Raw genomic sequence first — 20,814 nt, forward strand, 5'->3', positions numbered from 1 at the left:
CTAAGGCCGCGAATTACCTGAACCACCCGGTAGGCGTTAACGCGGTGGAAATGTCAAAAACATGTGTGGGATCGGACACGGTCGCATAACGCGGGAGGCACTGACGTGAGGCGCCGTTCTAGGCTCCGTGCAGGACCTGGACGGGTAGGACGACCTTGGTACGGGGGTGGCCACGCCATGCCGACGGATGTCGGTAGACGGGCGGACCGCCTCGCCCCAATCCAACGTGTGACACGCGGGATCGATCGCGTGGCTCGCGGGATCGATCGCAGGAACGTCGTACGGGGGGCCATCGTGGCCGCCGTCGCCTATGCCGCATGGCTTGCCATCGGTGCCTTCGGGCGGCCGTACAACTTCTTCGACATGAAGATCTACCACGGTGCCGTGGTGTGGTGGGCGAGCGGTCACGAGCTCTATGAGTTCATCGCGCCCGAAACCACACTCGGGTTCACCTACCCGCCCTTCGCCGGGCTGGTCATGCTGCCGATGGCGCAGCTGCCGATCGGCGTGGCCGGCCTGGTCAACGCCGCCGCCAGCATCGCCGCCCTGGCGCTGGTGCTGGCCGGGCTGCTCCGACCCATCGTGGACCGACTGGGATGGCCACTGTGGTTCACGGTGGCCCTGGCGGTGCCGCTCGCGGTCGCCATCGAGCCGGGTCGGGAGACGCTCGGCTACGGCCAGGTCAACATCCTGCTGTTCGCCTTGATCATGGCTGACCTGATCGGCCTTCGCTGGCGGTCCCGCCGGGGCACCCACTACGCCGCCACCGACGGGCCGCTGCTGCGCTTCATCTACGGCGGGGCCTGGGCAGGGGCCGGTATCGGCCTCGCCACGGCGGTCAAGCTCACCCCGGCGCTGTTCATCGCCTACCTGCTGATCACCCGTCAGTGGCGGGTGGCGGCCACCGCCATCGGCACGACGATCGGCGTGACGTTGGGGACCTTCGCGATCGTCGGGGACGAGTCGCGGACCTACTTCGGCAGCGTGCTGTGGCAGACCGAACGCGTCGGCGCGGCGGACATGACGCCCAACCAGTCCCTCGCCGGCCTGCTTGCCCGGCTGTACGACTCGATCGAGACCCCGGGGCTGCTGTGGCTCGCCTTCTCGGTGCTGGTCCTGGCGCTGGGCCTGTCCCGGGCGGCCAGTTCCCGCGCCGACGGTGACGAGTTGACCGCCTTCACGTTGGTGGGTCTCACCGCGAACGTGATCAGCCCGATCTCCTGGACGCACCACCTGGTCTGGGTGATCCCGGCGATCATCGTGCTGGCCGACGCCGCCGTGCGTCGCCGCGAGGCGAGCCGGGGGATGCCGCAGCGCACCGGCCAGGGGCCGGTCTTCGGCGGTCTACCCGGTGTCAACGGGCTCCGCCCACCGATCTGGTACCCGGCGCTGACCGGGCTCCGCCACGGCTTCGCCGCGATCGGGCTCTACCTGCTCTTCCTGATCTCCCCGATCTGGCCGTACGAACACCAACTGCCGGAAATGTCGCACTACCAGGACGGTCTGTTCGGGGCGCTGATGGAAAACTCGCTCGCGCTCGCGCTGATCGTCCTGGTCGCCGCGCTGCCCTGGCGCCCCGGCGCGGAGCCGGCGTTCTACGGCGACCGGCTCGCCCGGGCCGTGGTGGTCAACGGCCGCCGCTGAGCGTCAGGGGCAGTTGACCCATTCCTCGGTGCCGTCGGTGAAGACCTGCCGCTTCCAGATCGGCAGTCGCGCCTTGACCTCGTCGACCAGCCGGGCGCAGGCCGCGAAGGCCGCCGCCCGGTGCGCGGTGCTCACCGCGGCGACGAGCGCGACGTCACCGATCGCCAGGGGGCCGACCCGGTGCGAGACCGCCACCGCGTAGACGTCGGGCTCTGCGGCGATCTCGGCGGCCACCTCGCGCAGCACCTGTGCGGCGCTCGGGTGGCCCTCGTACTCCAGGCTGGTGACCTGGCGACCGTGGTCGTGGTCGCGGACCACGCCCTGGAACGACACCACGGCGCCGGCCCGGCGGTCGGCGACCGCCGCCTCGTGCGTGGCGAGATCGAGCGGCTGGTCGGTGACCTCGCCGAAGGTGATCGCTGGCGCGGTCACGACGCACGCTCCCCGGGAAACAACGGCAGTGGCACGATCGGCACCCGGTCGCCCGGCTCACCGCGGGTGCCGGGTCGGATGACCGCGAACCCGTCCGCGCCGGCCAGGCCCCGCAGCATCGCCGAGCCGACGTGACGGACCGGGAACGCGACGCCGGCGGACCGGTCCAGTCGGACCAACGCCAGGTGGGTGTGGTCACCGCGACCGGGCACCGCCTCGGCCAACGTGACCTGCGGCAGCACCGGCATCGACCGGCCCTGGAGGCCGGCGAGCAGCGGGGCGACCAACGACACCAGCGCAACGATGGCGGACTGCGGGTTGCCAGGCAGCCCGGCCACGAACCGGGCTCGCCCGTCGGGCCCGGTCAGCCGGGCCAGCAGCATCGGGAAGCCCGGGCGAACCGCCACCGTGTTGACGACGTAGTCGGCGCCGAGCGCCTCCAGGGTCGGGTGCAGGTGGTCGACCGGACCGTTCATCGTGCCGCCGGTGGTGCAGACCAGATCGGCGTGGCCCAGCGCCGAGCGTAGGGCCGCCACGTGCGCGGGCAGCGTGTCGGCCACCGGGCCGACCACGTCGGACGGGCGGACCTGGCAGCCGTAGCGCCGCAGCCAGGCCGGCACCGCGGGGCCCAACGCGTCGCGGATGCGACCGGCCGCGGGCGGACCCGCCGTCAGCAGCTCGTCGCCGAAGACCAGCAGCGCGGCGCGCGGCAAGCGCCGGACCCGCAGCGTGTCGTGCCCGCAGGCGGCGGCCAGGCCGATCACCGCCGGGTCGACCGGCGTGCCGACCGGCAACAACTCCTCATCGGCGTACGCCTCCTCGCCGGGCTTCCGCCATTCGGGCGTCTCCCGGGGAACGCCGCTGATCAGGCCGGCGGTGGATGCGGCGGACTCCTCGACGCGGAGCACGGCGGTGGCGCCCTCGGGCACCATCGCGCCGGTCGCGATCTCGACAGTGGTGTCGTCCTCGGTGAGCGGCGCGGGGGTGCTGCCGGCCAGGACCCGGCCGACGACGCGCCACGGCCCACTGCCGCGCACCGCCCAGCCGTCCACGCTGGAGGTCGGGAACGCCGGCAGGTCGGTGCGGGTGGTCAACGGCTCGGCCAGTGTCGACCCGTCGGTGTCGGCAAGTGGTCGGGCGGCGGCGGGCAGCGCGGCGGCCAGACCGACCGCGTAGACCCGCGAACGGGCTTCTTCCCACCCGGCTGGCGGGGGTGCGGTGACCCGATCCGCGGTGGGTGCGGTTTCCGTGCTCACCGACCGAGCCTATCGGCCCGGACCGACACCCGCCCGGGCCTGGCGCGCACCGGTCAGCGCTCGCCGCGGAGCGGTCAGTGGTCCCGTCGTGCGGAGCGGTCAGTGGTCTCCGCCGCGGAGCTGGTCGACGGTGTGGCCGAGGATCGGCCCGAGAACGGCCAGGCCATCGCGGGCACCGCCGGTCGAGCCGGGCAGATTGACCACCAGCATCCGACCGGTGACCCCGGCCAGGCCCCGGGACAGCACCGACGTCGGCACGCGGTCACGACTGTGCGCCCGGATCGCCTCGGCGACGCCAGGGATCTCGTAATCCAGGAGGCCCCGCGTCACGTCCGGGGTCCGATCCGTCGGGGTCACTCCGGTGCCGCCGCTGGTCAGCACCACGTCGACACCGTCGGCGCGGGCGGCCCGCAGAGCGTCGCCGACCGGCTCGCCGTCGGGCACCACCACCGGGTCGTCGACCTGGCAGCCCAGCTCACGCAACCCGGCGACGAGAAGCGGCCCGCTGGTGTCGGCGTAGACACCGGCCGCAGCCCGGTTGGAAGCGACGATCACCCGAGCCCGGATCACTGCCGGTCCTCCGGCCGAACCCACTCGCCGGTCTTGCCGCCCTCCTTGCGCAGCACCCGGACCGCCTCCACCGAGGCCGCCGGGTCGACCGCCTTGACCATGTCGACCAGGGCGAGACCGGCGACAGCAACCGCCGTCAGTGCCTCCATCTCCACCCCCGTCCGGTCCGCCGTGCGGGCGGTGGCCGTGATCTCCACGGTGTCGGCGGTCAGCCGTAGGTCGACGGTGACGCCGTGCAGCGCGATCGGGTGGCAGAGCGGAATCAGGTCAGGAGTGCGCTTGGCCCCCATGATCCCGGCCAGCCGTCCGACGGCCAACGCGTCACCCTTGGGCAGCCCGTCGCGATGCAACAGGTCGATGACCTCTGGCGTGGTCCGCAGACGGCCCGCCGCGACGGCCAACCGACCCGTCACCGCCTTGGCGGAGACGTCGACCATGCGGGCCGCGCCGGCGCGATCGACGTGGCTGAGCTGCGCGGGTTCGGTCACGGTCGTGAGCCTATCGGTGCGGTACGACGGCGGTCGGAAGGAGCGGCGTCACGCTGGCGACCGCACCGGGTGCTGCCGGCGCAACGGCCCCGACGCCGCTCCTTCCTCACCAGCCCGCCGCCGAGGTCGCTGGGGGGACCCGGCAGCGGGCGTGTGCCGACGACCCGGTTCTGCCCAGGGGCAGAACCTCCCCCGTTCGTCGATACGGCCGGTAAGTTACCGGGCCTGCCGATAAGAAATCGATAAGCGCCGTTCAGGCTGGTCAGCGCTCCGCGACCACTGCCGCCCCGGTCAACTCGGCGAGGCGACGTTCGGCCTCGAAGCGCTCCGGCACGCCCATCCGCCGGAAGATCGCCAACGCCCGCTCCCAGTGCCGCCGCGCCTCGGCCGGGTCGGTGCGGGCAAAGTGTTCGGCGAGCCCGGCCAACGCTCGACCCTGCTCGTGCGGGTGCGCGATCCGGGTGGCCAGCCGCAACGCCTCCTGGTGCACCTCGAACGCCTCGCCGCCCCGCCCCTGCGCCAGCAGGGTGCGGCCGAGTTCGTTGAGCGCAGCCGCCTCGACGTGCCGCTCCCCCGAACCGATCGACAGCTTCCGAGCCAACTCGTGCTCCTGCTGGGCCTCCACCAGTCGACCCAGAGCGCGGTAGGCGATGCCGAGGTCGTTGCGCACCTCGGCTTCCGCGTACCGGTGGCCGGTGCGGTCGCGTAGGGCCAAGGAGGCCAGGAGAATGCGGATCGCCTGCGGAAGGTCACCCATCCGGAGGCGTACGGCGCCGATGTGACTGAGAGCGTTGAGTGTGTGGAACTCGTCGGAGTTCGTCCGGGCCCAGGCCAGGTGCAGACGGTGCATCCGCAGTGCCTCCTCGTAACGGCCCAGGGCTGAGAGCGCCAGACCGAGATTCGGCAGCAGGATGGACCCGCCGACATTCCCATACACCTTGTGATCGCGCAGACACGCGAAGCCGAGCTCCACCGACTCGGACAGGTGACCGCTCCACCAGTAGACGGCAGCGAGGTTCGCGCGGTACCGGGCCGGGTTCAGCGGGTCCCGGGAGTTGTGGGAGAGCTCGACCGAGCGGGTCAGATGGTCGAGCGCGCCCTGCTTGTTCCCGGTTCGGACATAGGCGGATGCGAGGTAGTTGTTCATCAGCGCGAGCGCGTCGATGTCCCCGGTGACCTCCGCCGCCTCCAGCCCGTGACGATGGGTCAGGATGATGTCCTCGAAGTAACCGCGGATGTAGCAGAAACGCCAGAGAGCGCGGGCCAGTTGCCAGCACTGCTGGTGGAACCCCGACTCGCGTGCCGACAACACCATCGTCACCAGGTCCGTCCGCTCGGCCTCCAACCAGTCAGCCGTCGGCTCCCCGATGGCCCTGACGAGTTCGCGTCGTCCGGTCGGGCTGTGCGTCACCTGGGATCTGATGACGCCCGGCTCCAGCAGGTCGGCGACCTTCAGGACGACCTCCAGCATGAAGTCGAACAGTCGAGCCAGTCCACTTTGGCGGTCGTTGGGCGAGTCGGTACCCGAGCACAGATCGATTGAGTACTGCCGCATGAGGTCGTGCAGTCGGTATCGCGTCGAGTCCAGGTCCTCGACCAGGTTCCGGTCGACGAGGTCGTCGAGCGCCGCGCGAGCTTCCGCGATCGTCAAACCGGTCAGTGCGGCGACCGCCGGCACGCCGAAGCGGCTGCCGGGGTACAGGCCGAGGAATCGGAACACCCGCTTGGTCGGAGGTGCAAGCGGTTCATAGGAGGCAGCGAAGGCCCCGGTGACAGTGCTCTCCTCCTGAGCGAGATGGTGCAGCACCGGAGCATCGCCAGCCATCTGCTCGACCAGGTCCGCCAACCGCCAGCCGCGCCGATGCGCCAGTCTCGCCCCGGCCAACCGAATCGCCAGTGGGAGATACCCGCACCGGCGTACCACCTCGGCGGCGGCATCCGGCTCGGCATCGACCCGGTCCCGACCGACGCTCAGGCGGAGCAGATCCACGCTCTCCTGCGGGCTCATCACCGGTAGCGTCCGCGACGGGCCGGCATCCGGGTGGGACAGCCGTCGTCGCGAGGTGACCAACACAACGGTGGTCGGCTCTGCCGGCAGCAGGGGCATGATCTGCTCGCTGCTCGCGGCGTTGTCGAGGATCACCACTGCCCGGCGACGGGCCAACTCCTGTCGCCACAACTCCACCCTGTCGTCGAACTCCACCGGAACCCGGTCGGCCGGCACCCCGAGCTGTCGAAGCAGGGTGAACAGAGCACCCGCCGGCTCGATCCGGTTCTTGTCACCGTGCCCGCCCAGGTCGATGAACAAGGCGGCGTCCGGGTACCAGGCGGACAGCCGACGGGCGAGATGCACGGCGAGGGCCGTCTTCCCGCTGCCCGCCATGCCGTCGATGATGTGTACGGCCGGCACCCGCTCCTCGACCCGCCGGGTCTCCGTGAGAATCCGCACCACCACGTCCGCTCGCCCGACGAAGTCGGTGACAGCTCGGGGAAGGTGATCCACCGGGTTGATCTGAGATGCCGGCTCCGCTGCCGCGCTGACCGCCACGCCCGCTGGCGGGCGCGCCCGGTCAGGTCCGCCAACCCGTACGGCGGCACGCGCCGAACCAGGGCGCGACATGGCCGTGACGATGGAACGGCGCAACTCCTCGAGATTGCCCCCGGGGCCGACACCCAACTCCGTGGTCAGCGTTGTTCGAATCTCGTCGTACACCGCCAGCGCTCCCGCGTTGTCCCCGCGCTCGTACAGCGCTCGCATGAGCAGGACGTAGGCCGGCTCGCGCAGAGGGTGGCGGGCCACCACCTCCCGCAACAGGGCAACTGCCAGGTCGTCCCGACCCGATCTCAGTTGGACGTCGGCGAGAAGTTCCACTGTCAACAGCCGCTCCTCCTCGGCTGCGACAGTTCGGGAGGTGAGGACGGGCCCGAGCGGTACGCCGGCGAGCATCGGTCCCCGCCAACGAGCCAGGGCGCGCCCCAGCAGTTCACGGGCATGGTCGAGGTGGCCTCCGGTCAGCGCTTCCCGACCCGCGTTCCGCTCCAGCTCGAAGCGGAAGACGTCGACTCGTTCCGGGTCGACCACGAGCCGATAGCCGCTGCGCTGGCGCTCGATGGCACCGCGGCCGGCCGGGAAAGCCTCGAAAGCCCGGCGCAGATTGGCGGCGTAGGTGCGCACATTAGCTACTGCTGATCGCGGTGGGCGATCGGCCCATAGCTCATCGACGAGGTCGTCCACCGTCACAAGGCGTTCGGGCGCAACGGTGAGCATCGCGAGGATTGTCTGCTGTTTGGGTGTGCCAAGGCGCAGCGTGTGGGTAGAGAGTTGCACCGAAAGGCCGCCCAGAACCCGAATCTCCACCCGCCCCCGCCAGCCCTATCAGGTATTCAGCCGATCACGCAACGGAGTGTACGACCCCGTGGCGTGGCGTTCCGCTCACGGGGCGATACGAGCGACCGTTGGGTGTCCAGGAGTGATGCGCGGAGCTGTGCGAATGCCGGTCCACGACGGGCACGGTGCCGGCCGCAAGTTGCATCTCGGCCTGCTGAAACGCGGTTATCCACCTGTCGTCGCCAACGACCCCGGCGAAGGCTGTCACCATTACCTGCACTCGCCGGGCGCCTACGACCACGCCAACTCTGCCCATGCCGCCCTTACGCCTGACCAAACTCCGGATGAGACAACTCCCGAAGAGCCCTCAGACTCAAGGAATAAGGCGTCCAATAACCTGGTCAGATACCGTCCGCAGTTGCAAGGTGCCACTTGAATCCCGCGTTGGCAAGCTCGACCGCACTCCGTTCAGCAACGATGGACAGAACGTAATAAACGGGCTTCAACTTGGCTAATGTTGCGCATACCGACATATATTTCTTCTAGCCTGCCCTTCCGGCTCTTAAGCTGCCTTTCGGAGGAAGACCTCCCCATCCGGGGACAGGTACTCCAATTGACGCAGCGGGAGAAGGGGGCAACGCGATGCGTGGCACCGACTGGAACTGACAAGTTCGACACAGGACTTCTGAGGGCCCGAGCAGTAGGCTGCGAGAACGCGCAGGCAGTCCTCCGGGAGCGGCATGACCCTTCCTCAGCGACGAGAGATTGAGACCGATCGGCGGCTGTTGCTGCTCGTCGGTCTCGTCGTCGTTGTTGCCGCCGTCATCGTCGCCACGTCACTCCCGGCCGCATTGCGTTCGGCAAGGCCGGAGACGGGGAATGACGTTGCGGTCCTGGTCATGCTTACGCTCATGATCGCGTTGGGCACGCTGGTCAAGGCCCGCGTAAGGATCCGGTCGACGACCCAGTCGATCAGCTGGAACGAGACAGCGATCATCGTCGGTGCAGCCATCGCGCCAACGTCGGTAGTCGTGCTCTGCACCGCCGTCGGGATCACCCTCGCCTCGATTCGCCTCACACCGATAAAGCTGGCTTTCGGTATCGGCAAGAACGTCATCGTGGCCTGGGGCGCCGGCACGGCACTCGCGATGACGACCTGGACCTGGCCGCCCACGGAAACGGGCCCCCTGATGCTGCTGGGGCCGTTGGCCCTCGCCTACCTGGTCGCGGCGCTCCTGGACGACCTGCTCGCCATCCCAGTCATCGCGCTCGCCTCCCAGACCAGGATCGCGAAGCACTTCCGCAGCAACCTCGACCTTCGGCTCGCTGGCTTCGCCGTGCGGTTCGCCGTCGCGGCCTGCACGCTGCTGATCATCCGGATGGACCCACGGCTCCTTCTCGCCGTGCCACCCCTGGTCCTGAGCCTGCACCTGGCCTACTCCGCGCGCATCCGAGGCCGCACCGAGCAACAGGCGTGGCAGCGGCTCGCCCGCGCCACCGACGCGCTCAACGTGGTCGACCTCAACGACGTCCTCACCACCGCCGTCACGCAGGCCGCCGAGCTGTTCTCCGCCGACGAGGTCGAGATCGAGCTGAGCGACGGCAGCCGCACCGTACGCGGCGGCACCGGCGGCATCACCTTCGACGGCCCGAGCGGCACGCCCACCAGCGTCGACGGCACCATCGTCCCCGCACCGCTGGAAGGCCACGACCGGACGGTCGACGTCGGCACGCTCCGGCTGCGGTTCCGCGGTCCGGTGCAACTCTCCGAGCGGGAGCAGTACACCCTGCGGACCTTCGCCTCCGCGCTCTGCACCGCCGTCCGCAACGCCCGGGCGTACGCCGAACTGGCCCGGGTCGCCGACGAGCACGCGTACGCGGCCTCGCACGACGCGCTGACCGGCCTGGCCAACCGCCGGCACCTCCTCGACGAGGGCACCGAACAGTTGAGCACCCGCCACGCCGAAGGGGTGACCGCGCTGGTCCTGATCGACCTCAACCATTTCAAGGAGGTCAACGACACCCTCGGGCACGCCGCCGGCGATCAGGTGCTGGTGCAGGTGGCCGACCGGTTGCGGGGTGCGGCCCAGCCGAGCGACCTGGTGGCCCGCCTCGGCGGCGACGAGTTCGCCGTACTCATGCGCGGTCTGCCGGCCCCGGCGGTCGCCGCGCACCGGGCCGAGACGCTGCTCGCCGCCCTGCACGAGCCGTTCGAGTTGGACGGCATGCGCATCAGCGTCGAAGCCAGCGGCGGCATCTCCGCCGCCCCGTCCAACGGCGGCATGGCCGAGTTGCTGCGCCGCGCCGACGTGGCCATGTACCAGGCGAAGCGAGCCGGGCAGCGGATCTCCACGTACGCCCCGACCCGCGACACCGCCGACCTCGGGCGTCTCACCCTCGGCGGTGACCTGCCGCGCGCGGTCGCCGACCACGAGTTCGTCGTCAACTTCCAACCGATCGTCGACCTGGGCACCGGTGAGGTGACCAGCGCCGAGGCCCTGGCCCGCTGGCACCACCCCACCCACGGCCTGATCGACCCACTGCGGTTCCTGGAGGCGGTGGAACGATCCGGCCTGCTACCGGCCTTCGCCGAAGCGATCCTCGACCAGGCGCTGATCGCGGCGGTGAGTTGGCGCGACGCCGGCTTCGACGTACCGGTCGCGGTCAACGTGTCCCCGCGCAGCCTTCTCGACGCGCGGTTCCCCGGCTCGGTGCTGGCCCGCCTCCGCGCCCACGACCTACCACCGGACCGGCTGGTCCTGGAGTTGACCGAGACGCTGACCCTCAGCCAACTCGACGTGGTCGACCGGGTGCTCAGCCGACTACGCGACGAGGGCGTCCGGTTGGCGTTGGACGACTTCGGCACCGGCTACTCCTCACTCTCGCTGCTCTCCCGAATCCCGGTTCACGAGCTGAAGATCGACCGGACCTTCGTGACGACGATGGAGAGTTCGGCGGAGGCCGCCGCCGTCATCCGCTCCACCCTCGACCTGGGTCGCAGCCTCGACCTGGACGTGGTGGCCGAGGGGGTGGAGAGCGAGCCGCAGCGGCGGGCCCTCTGGGAGTTGGGCTGCGTCGCCGGCCAGGGGCATCTGTTCGCCCGGCCGATGCCGTCCGGCACCCTGCTCGCGGCGATGCAGCGCGGCTCGGGCGGCCGACCGGGCACCCTCGCCGCGCCGCTGCACGACACCGGGGCGGTGATCCGGTTGAGCCAGAACCGCCGCCAGGCCGGCCGCTCCAGGCCCGACCGCCTGCCACACCTGCCCGCCTGAGCAGGCATCGGCCCGCTGCGCGGGCAGCCTGGTCTGCCAGACTGTCGCGCGTGATCGTCGACGACCCGACCGCCCACCGCAGTCGCTGGCACTGGCGCACTGTCGACAACGCCGCCGGCGGGCTCGCCCTCGACCTGGGGCTCTACGCCGTGTCGGCCGCCTTCGCGGCGATCACAGCTGTCACGTCCACCCTGCTGCCGCACCGCGCCTGGGGCGCGGTCGCCGCCGTCGGCTACCTGCTCGCGACGCTGACGGTGACCGCCCAACTTCTGCTGCGTCGACGCTCTGCAACCTCCCGGCTGACCGGTCTGCCAGCCCGCTGGGCGGTCACCGGTCTCGCCTGGGCCGCCACCACACTGCTGCCCCTGGCCTGGCAGAGCATCGACCGGGCCGGTGGGCGCACCGACCGGGCCCAGGAGGAGGTGCTGGTCGTGGAGCAGGCCGGCAGCCGCCTCCTGGAACACGGCACGCCGTACCTCGGACCGGACGCCATCGCCGCTCTACCACCGGGCGAGCAACTGATGGGCTACACCCCGTACCAGCCCGGCATGGCGATGTTCGGCCTGCCCAGGGCGCTGCTCGACACCTGGTGGACCGACTCCCGGGTCTGGTTCGCGGTGGGCACCGCGCTGGCGCTCGCCCTGGCCGTGGCCGCCCTACGCCGAACACCGGCCACCACCAGCGAGGCCACCCCCGGCCAGGCCACCAACGGCGCGACCCGCCGACGGGACGCCGCCCTGCTGCGCGGTGTACAGGCCGCCACCGTACTGCCGATCTGTGCCCTCACCCTCGCCACCGGCGGTGACGACCTACCCGTACTCGCGCTCTGCCTGCTGGCCCTCGCGTTCGCCGCCGCCGACCGGCCCGGCCGGGCCGGCGTCGCGGTCGGACTCGCCGGCGCGCTGAAGTTGTTCGCCTGGCCGGTCGCCCTGGTCCTGATCGTCTGGGGCCTGACCCGACGCGCCGGCACCCGGGTCGCCGCCGGCGCGATCGGACTGCCCGTCGCCGCACTACTGCCAGCGCTGCTGGTGGACCGCGACGCCCTCACCGAGAACGTGCTGCGCTTCCCCCTCGGCCACGGGCTGGTCACCAGCCCAGCGCAGTCCCCGTTCCCCGGCTACCTGATCGCCAACGCGCTACCCGCCGGCCGGTTGATCGCCGCCGGGCTGCTGGTCGCCGCCGGACTGGCCATCGCCGTCCGGCTCGCCCGCCGCCCGCCCCGCACCGCCGTCGCCACCGCGCTGATCTGCGGGTACGGCCTGCTCGCCGCCATCGCCCTGATGCCGACCACCCGCTTCGGCTACCTGCTGTACCCGTTGGCCCTGCTGACCTGGGCCCCCGCCCTGCACCGCCCGATCGACACACCGACCGCCACCGTTGCCGAAGAAACCTCCGGTCGGAGCACTTCGGCCTAACTTCCGGGCGGAACGGCACGTCAGGGCGTAGACCTGAAGGCATGACCACGTACCGCGACCGGGCCGACGCCGGCCGGGTGCTCTCCGAACGGCTCACCGCGCTCATCGGCGAACCGGACGTCGTCGTCCTCGGCCTCGTCCGGGGCGGCCTGCCGGTCGCCCGGGTCGTCGCCGAACGGCTCGGCGCACCACTCGACGTGCTTGTCGTCCGCAAGCTCGGCGTGCCGTGGGCGCGGGAGGTCGCCTTCGGCGCACTCGGGCCGGGCGGTGTCCAGGTGCTCAACGACCCGGTGGCCAGCCGACTCAGCAACGACGACATCGCCGAGGTCCGTCACCGGGAGCAGGCCGAACTGGAGCGCCGGGAACGGCTCTACCGGGGCGACCGCCCACAGGTGGACCTCACCGGGCGGACCGCCGTTATCGTCGACGACGGCCTCGCCACCGGCGCGACCGCCCGCGTCGCCGTCGAGGTCGTCCGCCAACTCGGGGCACACCGCGTCGTGGTCGCGGTCCCGGTCGGCGCGCAGGAGGCGTACGAACTGCTCTCCGCCGAGGCCGACCAGGTCGTCTGCGCCCAACGCCCAGCGGACTTCGGCGCGGTCAGCGCCTACTACGACGATTTCCACGAGGTGAGCGACGAAGAAGTCACTAGGGCGCTCACAGCAACTGCATAGGTCCACCGGGTACCGTCGGGCGATGAGTAGCCTCACCTGTCCCAAGTGTCACGGAGAAATGCGCCAGTACGAGCGCAGCGGCGTCGTCATCGACCAGTGCGGGGAGTGCCGAGGCATCTTCCTGGACCGCGGCGAGTTGGAGAAGCTGTTCGAGGCGGAGGCCAACTGGAGCCGCCAACAGACCGGAGGCGCGCCGGGGCAGCCCGCGCAACAGCCGGCCGGCTACCCACCCCCGCCGCCCCCGCCGCACCAGCCCGGTTACGGCACGGTCCCGCCGCCCCCGCCGCCCGCCCACGGCTACCCGCCGCAGCCGGCCTACGGCCACCAGCAGCAGCAACACCACGGCTACCACGGCCACTACCGGCAGAAGAAGCGCAAGGGCTTCCTCGACGACATGTTCGGCTGACCCCGGGCCGACCTTCCGCCCGGGTCGATCACGCGTCGACCCGGGCACACCGCCCGCGCCATTGATCGTTGGCGCGCGCCACGCTTCGTGCGAGGCTCAATCGCATGACCGCGATCCGACCGGACGAGGCGCTGGCCCAGGCGTACGACGGCATCACAGCGGTGGTCGGTCGCCTCGACGACTCCGGCCTGCAACAGGCCACCCGGTGCCGGGGCTGGCTCATCGCCGACCTGCTCCTGCACGTGCTCGGCGACGCCCAGCGGGCACTCGTCACCCTGGCCAGCCCGGTCGACGGCCCCGCCGACGTCGACGACGTGAGCTACTGGCGCGACTTTCCCGGCGCCGACACCGACGAGGCTGCCCGCCATGCCTGGTGGGTCCGCCGCTCGGCTGCCGCCTTCGACCGTCCGACCAGGATCGTCGAACTCTGGCGGGACACCGCCCCGGCCGCGGTCCGCGCCGCCGCGTCAGCCGACCCCGACGGGTACGTGACCACCCAGGGACACGTGCTGCGCGTACCGGATTTCCTCGCCACCCTGACCACCGAGGCCGCCGTCCACCACCTGGACCTGACGCTGGAACTGCCCGACGCTCCGCCGCCCGGCCCACTGGCCGTACAGGTCGCGGTAGCGACAATGGACGGCCTGCTCAGCGACGACACAGTTCGACCCGCCGCCTGGGACGACAATGACTTTCTGCTGAAGGCCACCGGGCGCGTACCGCTGACCGACCGGGACCGGCTGGAGCTGGGTGAGTCGGCGGGCTGGTTCCCACTGCTCGGCTGACCGACGACAGGCTGCCGCGTCGGTCAGCCGATGGCCATGTCGACGAAGCGGGACAGGTGCAGCTGAGCCGCGACGGTCACCGTGTCGGTGGGCCCATTTCGATGTTTGGCAACAATAAAATCCGCCTCCCCGGCCCGCGGCGACTCCTTGTCGTAGTAGTCGTCGCGGTGCAGGAGGATGACGACGTCAGCATCCTGCTCGATCGAGTTGTGGGTGGAGATGCCGTTGGCGATGAAGTTGTGCTTTCCAAGCACAGTCGCGTCGAACACTTCCTGCTCACCCAGCGACTCGATGGACACGATCGAGTCCCAGAAGATGTCGTTGGTCGCGTGCAGGTCGAGGTCGGCCGCGTCGAGGACGGTGGCGATCGCCGCCAGCCGGGAGCGGCTGGGCGCATGCTTCCAGAGGGTGCTGCCGCAGAACTGGGTGCCGATGGCCTTCGCGAACTCACGGTGCGTCATGCCCTGCTCGACCAGAATTTTCTTGACTCTGGTCCACACCTCGCGCGGCACGGTGTCAACGTTGGTGTTGCTCTCCGTCGACTCCAGAGCAGCAAGCAGAGCAGCGCAGCCCTCCGAGCGTTGCCCGTAGACGCCAATCTCGCGCAGGAACCTCAACTGGTCGTCCCGACCGGAGATGTCGAGCGTGTACTGAGGCCGATGTCCTACGACTGGTACGGCCCGCAGTCGGGCTGTAATGCCGTACCTGAGGAGCAGTCGAGAGATGTCCTCAAGCATTCGACGGCTCGTGGACGCGAAATATACGCGCCCTCCGCGGCCTGTGCCGTTGACGGTCACCGAACCGTCCGTGGCCCAGAGATGCCGCAGGAAGCTGGTGATCTGTTCCTTGGGCAGGCTGAAGACAGCAGAAGGAAGGAACTTTTCGTGTGACCTCAACCCGAAGAGACCCAGCTCGTCCAGCCAAGACGCGATCGGGTTACGCCGACCGCGAGCCAGGCGATAAGGCGCCGGCAGGCGGAGGGTTGTCACCCTCGCAGCCGCATAGTCGTCGCGGACGGCGGCAATCCCGAAGTGCTTCGCTGCTTCCGCCACGGCCTGCAGGTTCAGCTCATCACAACTTGCGTACCGGATGGGTTGGTGCCGCACGAAGGACCCGTCGCCCAACAGGTGCGCCAACATGACCACCTCGGCGTCGGCCCACGGGCGGGTGACCATGGGAGGCGGTAGGTGTCGGGGCGTAGCAATGCGATCTCCGGGCGACAGCTCACCGAGCGGCAACCAGCCGGTGAACGCTAGGAATGGATGGTTCGCTGTTGCGTCGATCTGCTTGCCCGACGCGAGGGTCAGCCGGAACACTTCGCGAGTGCCGCTCGGGAAGACGTGGGTCATGGTGCGAGGCGTATAGCGAAGGCTCTCGTCCAACGCCCAGACCGGGATGCCCTTTGCGCCGCTGGACAACAGCTCACCGAGCGTGATCTCGGTATTGTCATCCGCTCGAACCACGCGGGTCTCCGCCGTGAGGCAGCCTGATTCACGCAGATCGGATAGCTGGGGTCGCTTGTCGGTGCGTTGCTCAGGGCCACGGTTCAGCTGACTGACCGCGATCACCGGGCACTCGACCTCCTTGGCCAACAGCTTCAGGCCACGGGACAGGTCGGCGACCTCCTGCTGGCGGCTCTCGGTGCGCTTGGGTGAGGTCATCAGCTGGAGGTAGTCGACCACGATCATCTTGAGGTCGTGCCGCTGCTTGAGCCGCCGAGCCTTGGCCCGGATCTCCATCAGGTTCATGCTCGGCGTGTCGTCGACGAAGAGTGGAGCCTCGCTGATCTCGCCCATGCATCGGGCCAGCTTGGTCCAGTCGTCGTCGGAGAGTTGACCGCTGCGCAACACGTGCAGCGGCACCCGCGCCTCGGCGGAGAGCAGCCGCATGACGATCTCGACCTTGCTCATTTCCAGCGAGAAGATGGCTGCGGCCTGGTTGGCGCGAATAGCTGCATTTCGGGCAAAGTCCATACTTGCCGTAGATTTACCCAAACCAGGCCTGCCTGCAACGATGATCAACTGTCCGGCGTGCAGGCCGTTGAGCAGTCGATCCAGGTCGCTGAAGCCGGTCGGCACGCCGGTCATCATGCCGCCGGTCGCGCCCACCGCCTCGATCTCGTCCAGCGTCGGCTGCAACATGTCCGCGAGGATCGCGAAGTCCTCGCTGACCCGCCGTTCGGTGACGTCGTACACGGCCTGCTGGGCGAGGTCGACGACGTCGTCCACGTCGCGGCTGCCGCCGCTGGCGGTGCCGTAGCCGAGCTGCACGATCTTCGTGCCGGCCTCGACCAGTCGGCGTAGCACCGCCCGCTCGCTGACGATGCGGGCGTAGTACGCGGCGTTGGCGGCGGTGGGCACGCTGGCGATGAGTGTGTGCAGGTACGGCGCGCCACCGATGCGTACCAGATCCCCGGAGTCGGCGAGGGCCGCCGCGACCGTGATCGAGTCGGCCGGCTCACCCCGGCCGTAGATGTCGAGGATGATGTCGAAGATGGTGGCGTGCACCGGCCGGTAGAAGTCGTTGGTCTTGAGGATCTCGACGACATCGGCGATGGCGTCCTTGGAGAGCAGCATGCCGCCGAGGACGCACTGCTCGGCCGCAACGTCCTGGGGCGGGGTCTTGTCGAACTGGCCATCCCGCTGTGCGGGTGGCTGGCCTCCGCCGGAGCGTGGCTCTGCCCGCATGTCGTCGGTGACCGACACGGGTCCCCCCTCCACTGCGCCGGATCCAACCCCAGCTCTACTGCTGGGGTGCGACACTTCTCCTCCGACCGGGCCGGTCGATCGGGGGCCATCGCCGGCGGTCGAGGGCCAACCATACGGACCCCGAGGTCAGAGACTCAACAACGCCGGTGGACGAGCCTCGGGACAACCTGTGGATCCCGGTGGACAGCATGTGCGCAGCGTGTGCACAGCCTGTGGATAACCATTGGGGAATTCTCGACCATAAGTCGTTGACCTGCGAAGACATACTCCCCAGCCTGTGGAGGAGAATATTTCGGTCGGGCCTGTGACACGATCGTCCCGTACTATCTCCAGCGAACGGCTACACCTGGACAGCGGATTCCGCTTTCGGTTCAGAAGGGTCACACTCCGGCCGTGAATTACCGGGACTGGGGACGCGGCGATGGCAGCCCGCGCGAGCGCCAGCCAACCGCCTCGTGGAGTGAGCGCGCGGCGTCCGTTCCGGTTGATCCGTACGACGAGGACGGGCGCTACCGCACCTCCAGCCGTCAACGTGCGTTGGAACGCGGCCAGGACGAGCCTGTCGACGCCTACCTGCCCCGGTGGGCGCTGGAGTCAGGGGTCCGGCACGCGGACGGCGCTGGTCGGCACGCGGCACCGGACGACGACGAGGACGAGCCCGAGCGGCCGATCTCCGCGGCGGGCCGACGGTCCGCCGAGTCGTCGGGTGGTCGGCGGCGGGGCAGCGAGCCGCGTCGACGGGAGCAGGCAGCGATCGGCCCGGCGCCAGACTCGGACCACACCCGGGAGTGGACGCTCGACCGTCCGCAGGACCAGGGTTATTCCGGCCGCCGAAGGGCCGACGCCGGCGAGGACGAGCCAATCTCTGGTGCTGTCTCGGAACGGCGTCCCCGCCGCGCGCCGGTTGGCCGTCCGCAGGTGATCTGGTCGGGCGGGGAGCCGGAGTCTCCCCCGAGTGAGCAGGTCCCGGACCAGGAGCCGAGCCGTCCCACCCGGCGTAGCCGTCGTGCGGCGGAGGAGTCCTGGTCCCGTCCGGCGGCCGACCCGTGGGTCCGCAGTTCGGAGCAGGTGGCAGAGCCGGATCCGTCGTACCCGCCTGCTGTGGACCCGTGGGACGCCTCGGGCGTGCACGCGTGGCCGCCGGCGGCCGGCGCGGACAGCGGGGACCTGAGCGGGCAGTGGTCGGCGGTGGAGAGTGTCGGCGGCTGGGAACGGTCGGACCGCACCGGCCAGTGGGAGCGGTCCGCGATCGAGGACGACCAGTGGGACCGTACGCTGGCGCCGCGCTCCGATCGCCCGGTGGCTGCCGAGGGGTGGCCGAGCCGGGAGGACGGGTTCTGGTCCGGCACCCGGTTGGCTGATGACGACCCGCGTTGGATGGACCCGACGACGTCGGCGCCCCGGTCTCCGGTGGTGGGATACACCGCCCCACGGCCGCGCAGCGCGCCTGCGCCTGCGCCGCGTCCGGGTACGCCCCGGCGTAGGGCCGACCGGCCGGCGGTGGGCACGGCGTCGGTACGTCGGCGGGTCGAGTCGGCGGCCACGGGTGCCTGGGCGCGGCGCCTGGAGGACGACCTGCTCGACCCGGATCCGGGAGGGTCCGTCCGGCCTCTGCTGTATACGGCGGCCTGTTACCTGGTGCCGGCGATGCTGATCTTCGTTTGGCTGTTGACGTTGGACAGCCAGGCACCGGCTGGTTGTGTGACCGACATCAGCGGGGGCGGGTGTGAGTCCGCCCGGTCCCGCGCGCTGGAGTCACTTCTGGCCGGTTCGCCGCGCTTCGGTCTGGCCCTGGTGAGCAGCCTGGTGGTGGCGGCGCTGCTGCGGCGGGTGGGTACGACCTGGCGCTCGGCGACCATCGCGGTGGCAGCCGCGGTGGTGGGCGGCGGCCTCTCGACGGTGTTGATCAGCGCGGTGACGGGCCAGCCCATCGGGTGACCTGTCGGCGGGTCGGGGCACGCCCGGCCGTGGCCCGGGTTGCCGGCTTTGATGACGTACGCACGAGAGCCCGCACCGATCGCTCGGTGCGGGCTCTCGTGGTGGTGTTACGGACGTCAGCCCTGAACGACGTTCAGGTTGAACGACGCGGTCACCTCGGGGTGCAGCTTGATCTTCACCAGGTAGGTGCCGGTCGACTTGATGTGACCGGGCACCTCCAGCCGACGCCGGTCGAGGACCGGGCCGCTGGCCGTCTTGACGGCGTCGACGATCTCGGCCGGGGTGACCGAGCCGAAGAGCCGTCCGCCGTCGCCGGCGCGGACCTTCAGGTTGACCTTGAGACCCTCGAGCTGAGCCTTGACCTCGTTGGCGTGGTCGAGGTCGCGGATCTCGCGAGCCCCACGGGCCCGCTTGATAACCGTGACCTGCTTTTCCGCGCCCTTGGTCCAGACGATCGCGAAGCCCTGCGGCAGCAGGTAGTTACGGCCGAAGCCGTCCTTGACCTCGACGATGTCGCCTGGGGCACCGAGGCCGGACACTTCCTGAGTCAGGATGATCTTCATATCGGTGCCTCCTCTCAGCGGGCGGTGGCCGTGTACGGCAGGAGCGCCATCTCACGGGCGTTCTTGACCGCACGGGCGATCTGACGTTGCTGCTGCGAGGTCACGCCGGTCACCCGACGAGCGCGGATCTTGCCGCGATCGGAGATGAACTTGCGCAGCAGCGCGGTGTCCTTGTAATCGATGTAGGCGATCCCGTCCTTGTCGAGCGGGTTCACCTTCTTCTTGGGCTTGCGCAGTGCCGCAGCCTTGGCCGTTGCACGTGCTCCTGGTTTGCGATCGCGAGCGCTAGGCGCCATTAGAACGGTGGCTCCTCGTCAAAATTGGCGCCCGAACCGGCACGCGCGGGAGAGGGAGCGGCCGAAGCCCAGGGGTCGTCGAAGTTGCCTCCGCCGCCGCCCTGGTTGCCACCACCACCGCCGCCACCGAAGCCGCCGCCACCGCCGCCGGAGCGGGACATCTTCTGCACCTTTGCCGTGGCGTAGCGCAGCGACGGGCCGATCTCGTCGACCTCAAGCTCGATGACTGTGCGCTTCTCACCCTCGCGGGTCTCGTACGACCGCTGACGCAGCCGGCCTGACACGATCACCCGGGCGCCACGCTGCAGCGACTCGGCGACGTGCTCGGCGGCCTGCCGCCACACGGTGCATGCGAGGAACAGCGGCTCGCCGTCCTTCCATTCGTTCGACGCCTTGTCCATGAAACGGGGTGTCGAAGCGACTCGGAACTTGGCGACCGCAGCCCCGGAGGGGGTGAACCGCAACTCGGGGTCATCGGTCAGATTGCCGATGACCGTGATGGTGGTGTCTCCTGCCATGACCATCTCCTCGCGCACTCAGCGTCTCGTCGTACAGGCTCTCAGAGCCCTCCGACAGAGTCGCGGAGGCTGATCCGGACGAACCGGGGGTTGGAAGGCTTAGCGCATTTCCGGTCGGATGACCTTGGTGCGCAGCACGGACTCGTTGAGCCGGAGCTGACGGTCCAGCTCGGCCACCGCAGCAGGCGTGGCCTGCAGGTCGATGACGGCGTAGATGCCCTCGGCCTTTTTGTTGATCTCGTACGCGAGGCGCCGGCGGCCCCACACGTCGGTCTTCTCAACCGAGCCACCCGCGGTCCGAATCACGTTCAGGTACGTGTCGAGCGACGGTGCGACGGTGCGCTCCTCGAGGCTGGAGTCGAGGATGACCATCAGTTCATAGTGACGCAAGACGTGCTCACCTCCTGTGGGCTAAGCGGCCACGGTCCTTCCGTGGCAGGAGGTCTTGTGTCGCTGCCCGCACGCGCCGAGGGAACCCGGCCGGACGCGGACAACCTGACCAGGATACCCGGTCCCAACGA

17 protein-coding genes are annotated in these 20,814 nt (G+C 69.9%); 7 read left to right on the forward strand and 10 right to left on the reverse strand.

Annotation, left to right across the window (positions count from 1 at the left end):
• Positions 1-177: 177 nt before the first annotated feature.
• A complete protein-coding gene (locus ABZU43_RS00705) occupies positions 178-1,644 on the forward strand; it encodes a glycosyltransferase 87 family protein (protein ID WP_355004513.1) in 1,467 nt (488 codons plus the stop codon).
• Between the two features lie 3 nt (positions 1,645-1,647).
• On the opposite strand, the gene ABZU43_RS00710 is transcribed toward ABZU43_RS00705, so the two are convergent.
• The 5 genes from ABZU43_RS00710 to ABZU43_RS00730 form a co-directional block, all read right to left on the reverse strand.
• Positions 1,648-2,076 carry a molybdenum cofactor biosynthesis protein MoaE gene (locus ABZU43_RS00710; RefSeq protein WP_130405760.1) on the reverse strand — a complete coding sequence of 143 codons (429 nt, stop codon included), beginning with the start codon at positions 2,074-2,076 and terminating at the stop codon, positions 1,648-1,650.
• Positions 2,073-3,332: a molybdopterin molybdotransferase MoeA gene (locus tag ABZU43_RS00715; RefSeq protein ID WP_355004514.1), complete on the reverse strand. Its 1,260-nt coding sequence runs from the start codon at positions 3,330-3,332 to the stop codon at positions 2,073-2,075. The genes ABZU43_RS00710 and ABZU43_RS00715 overlap by 4 nt, the downstream gene beginning before the upstream one ends.
• A 99-nt stretch (positions 3,333-3,431) precedes the next feature.
• Positions 3,432-3,902: a MogA/MoaB family molybdenum cofactor biosynthesis protein gene (locus tag ABZU43_RS00720; protein ID WP_355004515.1), complete on the reverse strand. Its 471-nt coding sequence runs from the start codon at positions 3,900-3,902 to the stop codon at positions 3,432-3,434.
• Positions 3,899-4,390, reverse strand: a complete 492-nt coding sequence (moaC, locus tag ABZU43_RS00725) for a cyclic pyranopterin monophosphate synthase MoaC (RefSeq protein ID WP_210782042.1) — start codon at positions 4,388-4,390, stop codon at positions 3,899-3,901. Before moaC ends, ABZU43_RS00720 begins: the two co-directional genes overlap by 4 nt.
• Before the next feature lie 262 nt (positions 4,391-4,652).
• Positions 4,653-7,748, reverse strand: coding sequence for a BTAD domain-containing putative transcriptional regulator (locus ABZU43_RS00730; protein ID WP_355004517.1), 3,096 nt, complete (start codon positions 7,746-7,748; stop codon positions 4,653-4,655).
• A 710-nt stretch (positions 7,749-8,458) separates the two neighbouring features.
• On the opposite strand from ABZU43_RS00730, the gene ABZU43_RS00735 reads away from it, so the two are divergent.
• From ABZU43_RS00735 to ABZU43_RS00755, 5 genes are all read left to right on the forward strand, one after another.
• Positions 8,459-10,990 (forward strand): bifunctional diguanylate cyclase/phosphodiesterase, encoded by a 2,532-nt coding sequence (locus ABZU43_RS00735; protein ID WP_355004518.1) that lies wholly within the window; start codon positions 8,459-8,461, stop codon positions 10,988-10,990.
• Between the two features lie 50 nt (positions 10,991-11,040).
• Complete coding sequence (locus ABZU43_RS00740; protein WP_355004519.1) at positions 11,041-12,405, forward strand: glycosyltransferase family 87 protein; 1,365 nt, start codon at positions 11,041-11,043, stop codon at positions 12,403-12,405.
• Positions 12,406-12,446: 41 nt separating this feature from the next.
• A complete protein-coding gene (locus tag ABZU43_RS00745) occupies positions 12,447-13,079 on the forward strand; it encodes a phosphoribosyltransferase (protein WP_355004520.1) in 633 nt (210 codons plus the stop codon).
• Between the two features lie 22 nt (positions 13,080-13,101).
• Positions 13,102-13,485 carry a zf-TFIIB domain-containing protein gene (locus ABZU43_RS00750; protein WP_355004521.1) on the forward strand — a complete coding sequence of 128 codons (384 nt, stop codon included), beginning with the start codon at positions 13,102-13,104 and terminating at the stop codon, positions 13,483-13,485.
• 104 nt (positions 13,486-13,589) lie between these two features.
• Positions 13,590-14,270 carry a maleylpyruvate isomerase N-terminal domain-containing protein gene (locus tag ABZU43_RS00755; protein ID WP_355004522.1) on the forward strand — a complete coding sequence of 227 codons (681 nt, stop codon included), beginning with the start codon at positions 13,590-13,592 and terminating at the stop codon, positions 14,268-14,270.
• A gap of 23 nt (positions 14,271-14,293) precedes the next feature.
• On the opposite strand, the gene ABZU43_RS00760 is transcribed toward ABZU43_RS00755, so the two are convergent.
• Positions 14,294-16,990: a replicative DNA helicase gene (locus ABZU43_RS00760; protein WP_355004523.1), complete on the reverse strand. Its 2,697-nt coding sequence runs from the start codon at positions 16,988-16,990 to the stop codon at positions 14,294-14,296.
• Positions 16,991-17,371: 381 nt separating this feature from the next.
• On the opposite strand from ABZU43_RS00760, the gene ABZU43_RS00765 reads away from it, so the two are divergent.
• Positions 17,372-18,916: a hypothetical protein gene (locus ABZU43_RS00765; RefSeq protein WP_355004524.1), complete on the forward strand. Its 1,545-nt coding sequence runs from the start codon at positions 17,372-17,374 to the stop codon at positions 18,914-18,916.
• A gap of 116 nt (positions 18,917-19,032) precedes the next feature.
• Here ABZU43_RS00765 and rplI read toward each other — a convergent pair whose 3' ends face one another.
• From rplI to rpsF, 4 genes are all read right to left on the reverse strand, one after another.
• The gene (gene rplI, locus ABZU43_RS00770; protein ID WP_355004525.1) at positions 19,033-19,479 is read right to left on the reverse strand and encodes a 50S ribosomal protein L9; all 447 of its coding nucleotides are present in this window, start codon (positions 19,477-19,479) and stop codon (positions 19,033-19,035) included.
• Between the two features lie 14 nt (positions 19,480-19,493).
• The gene (gene rpsR / locus ABZU43_RS00775) at positions 19,494-19,775 is read right to left on the reverse strand and encodes a 30S ribosomal protein S18 (RefSeq protein WP_091249063.1); all 282 of its coding nucleotides are present in this window, start codon (positions 19,773-19,775) and stop codon (positions 19,494-19,496) included.
• Entirely contained in the window at positions 19,775-20,311 is a 537-nt protein-coding gene (locus tag ABZU43_RS00780; protein ID WP_181518404.1) for a single-stranded DNA-binding protein, read from the reverse strand. The genes rpsR and ABZU43_RS00780 overlap by 1 nt, the downstream gene beginning before the upstream one ends.
• An 81-nt stretch (positions 20,312-20,392) precedes the next feature.
• Positions 20,393-20,683 (reverse strand): 30S ribosomal protein S6, encoded by a 291-nt coding sequence (gene rpsF / locus ABZU43_RS00785; protein WP_036391391.1) that lies wholly within the window; start codon positions 20,681-20,683, stop codon positions 20,393-20,395.
• Positions 20,684-20,814: the final 131 nt, after the last annotated feature.

The organism is Micromonospora sp. NPDC005205, assembly GCF_040608275.1.
GTDB lineage: Bacteria > Actinomycetota > Actinomycetes > Mycobacteriales > Micromonosporaceae > Micromonospora.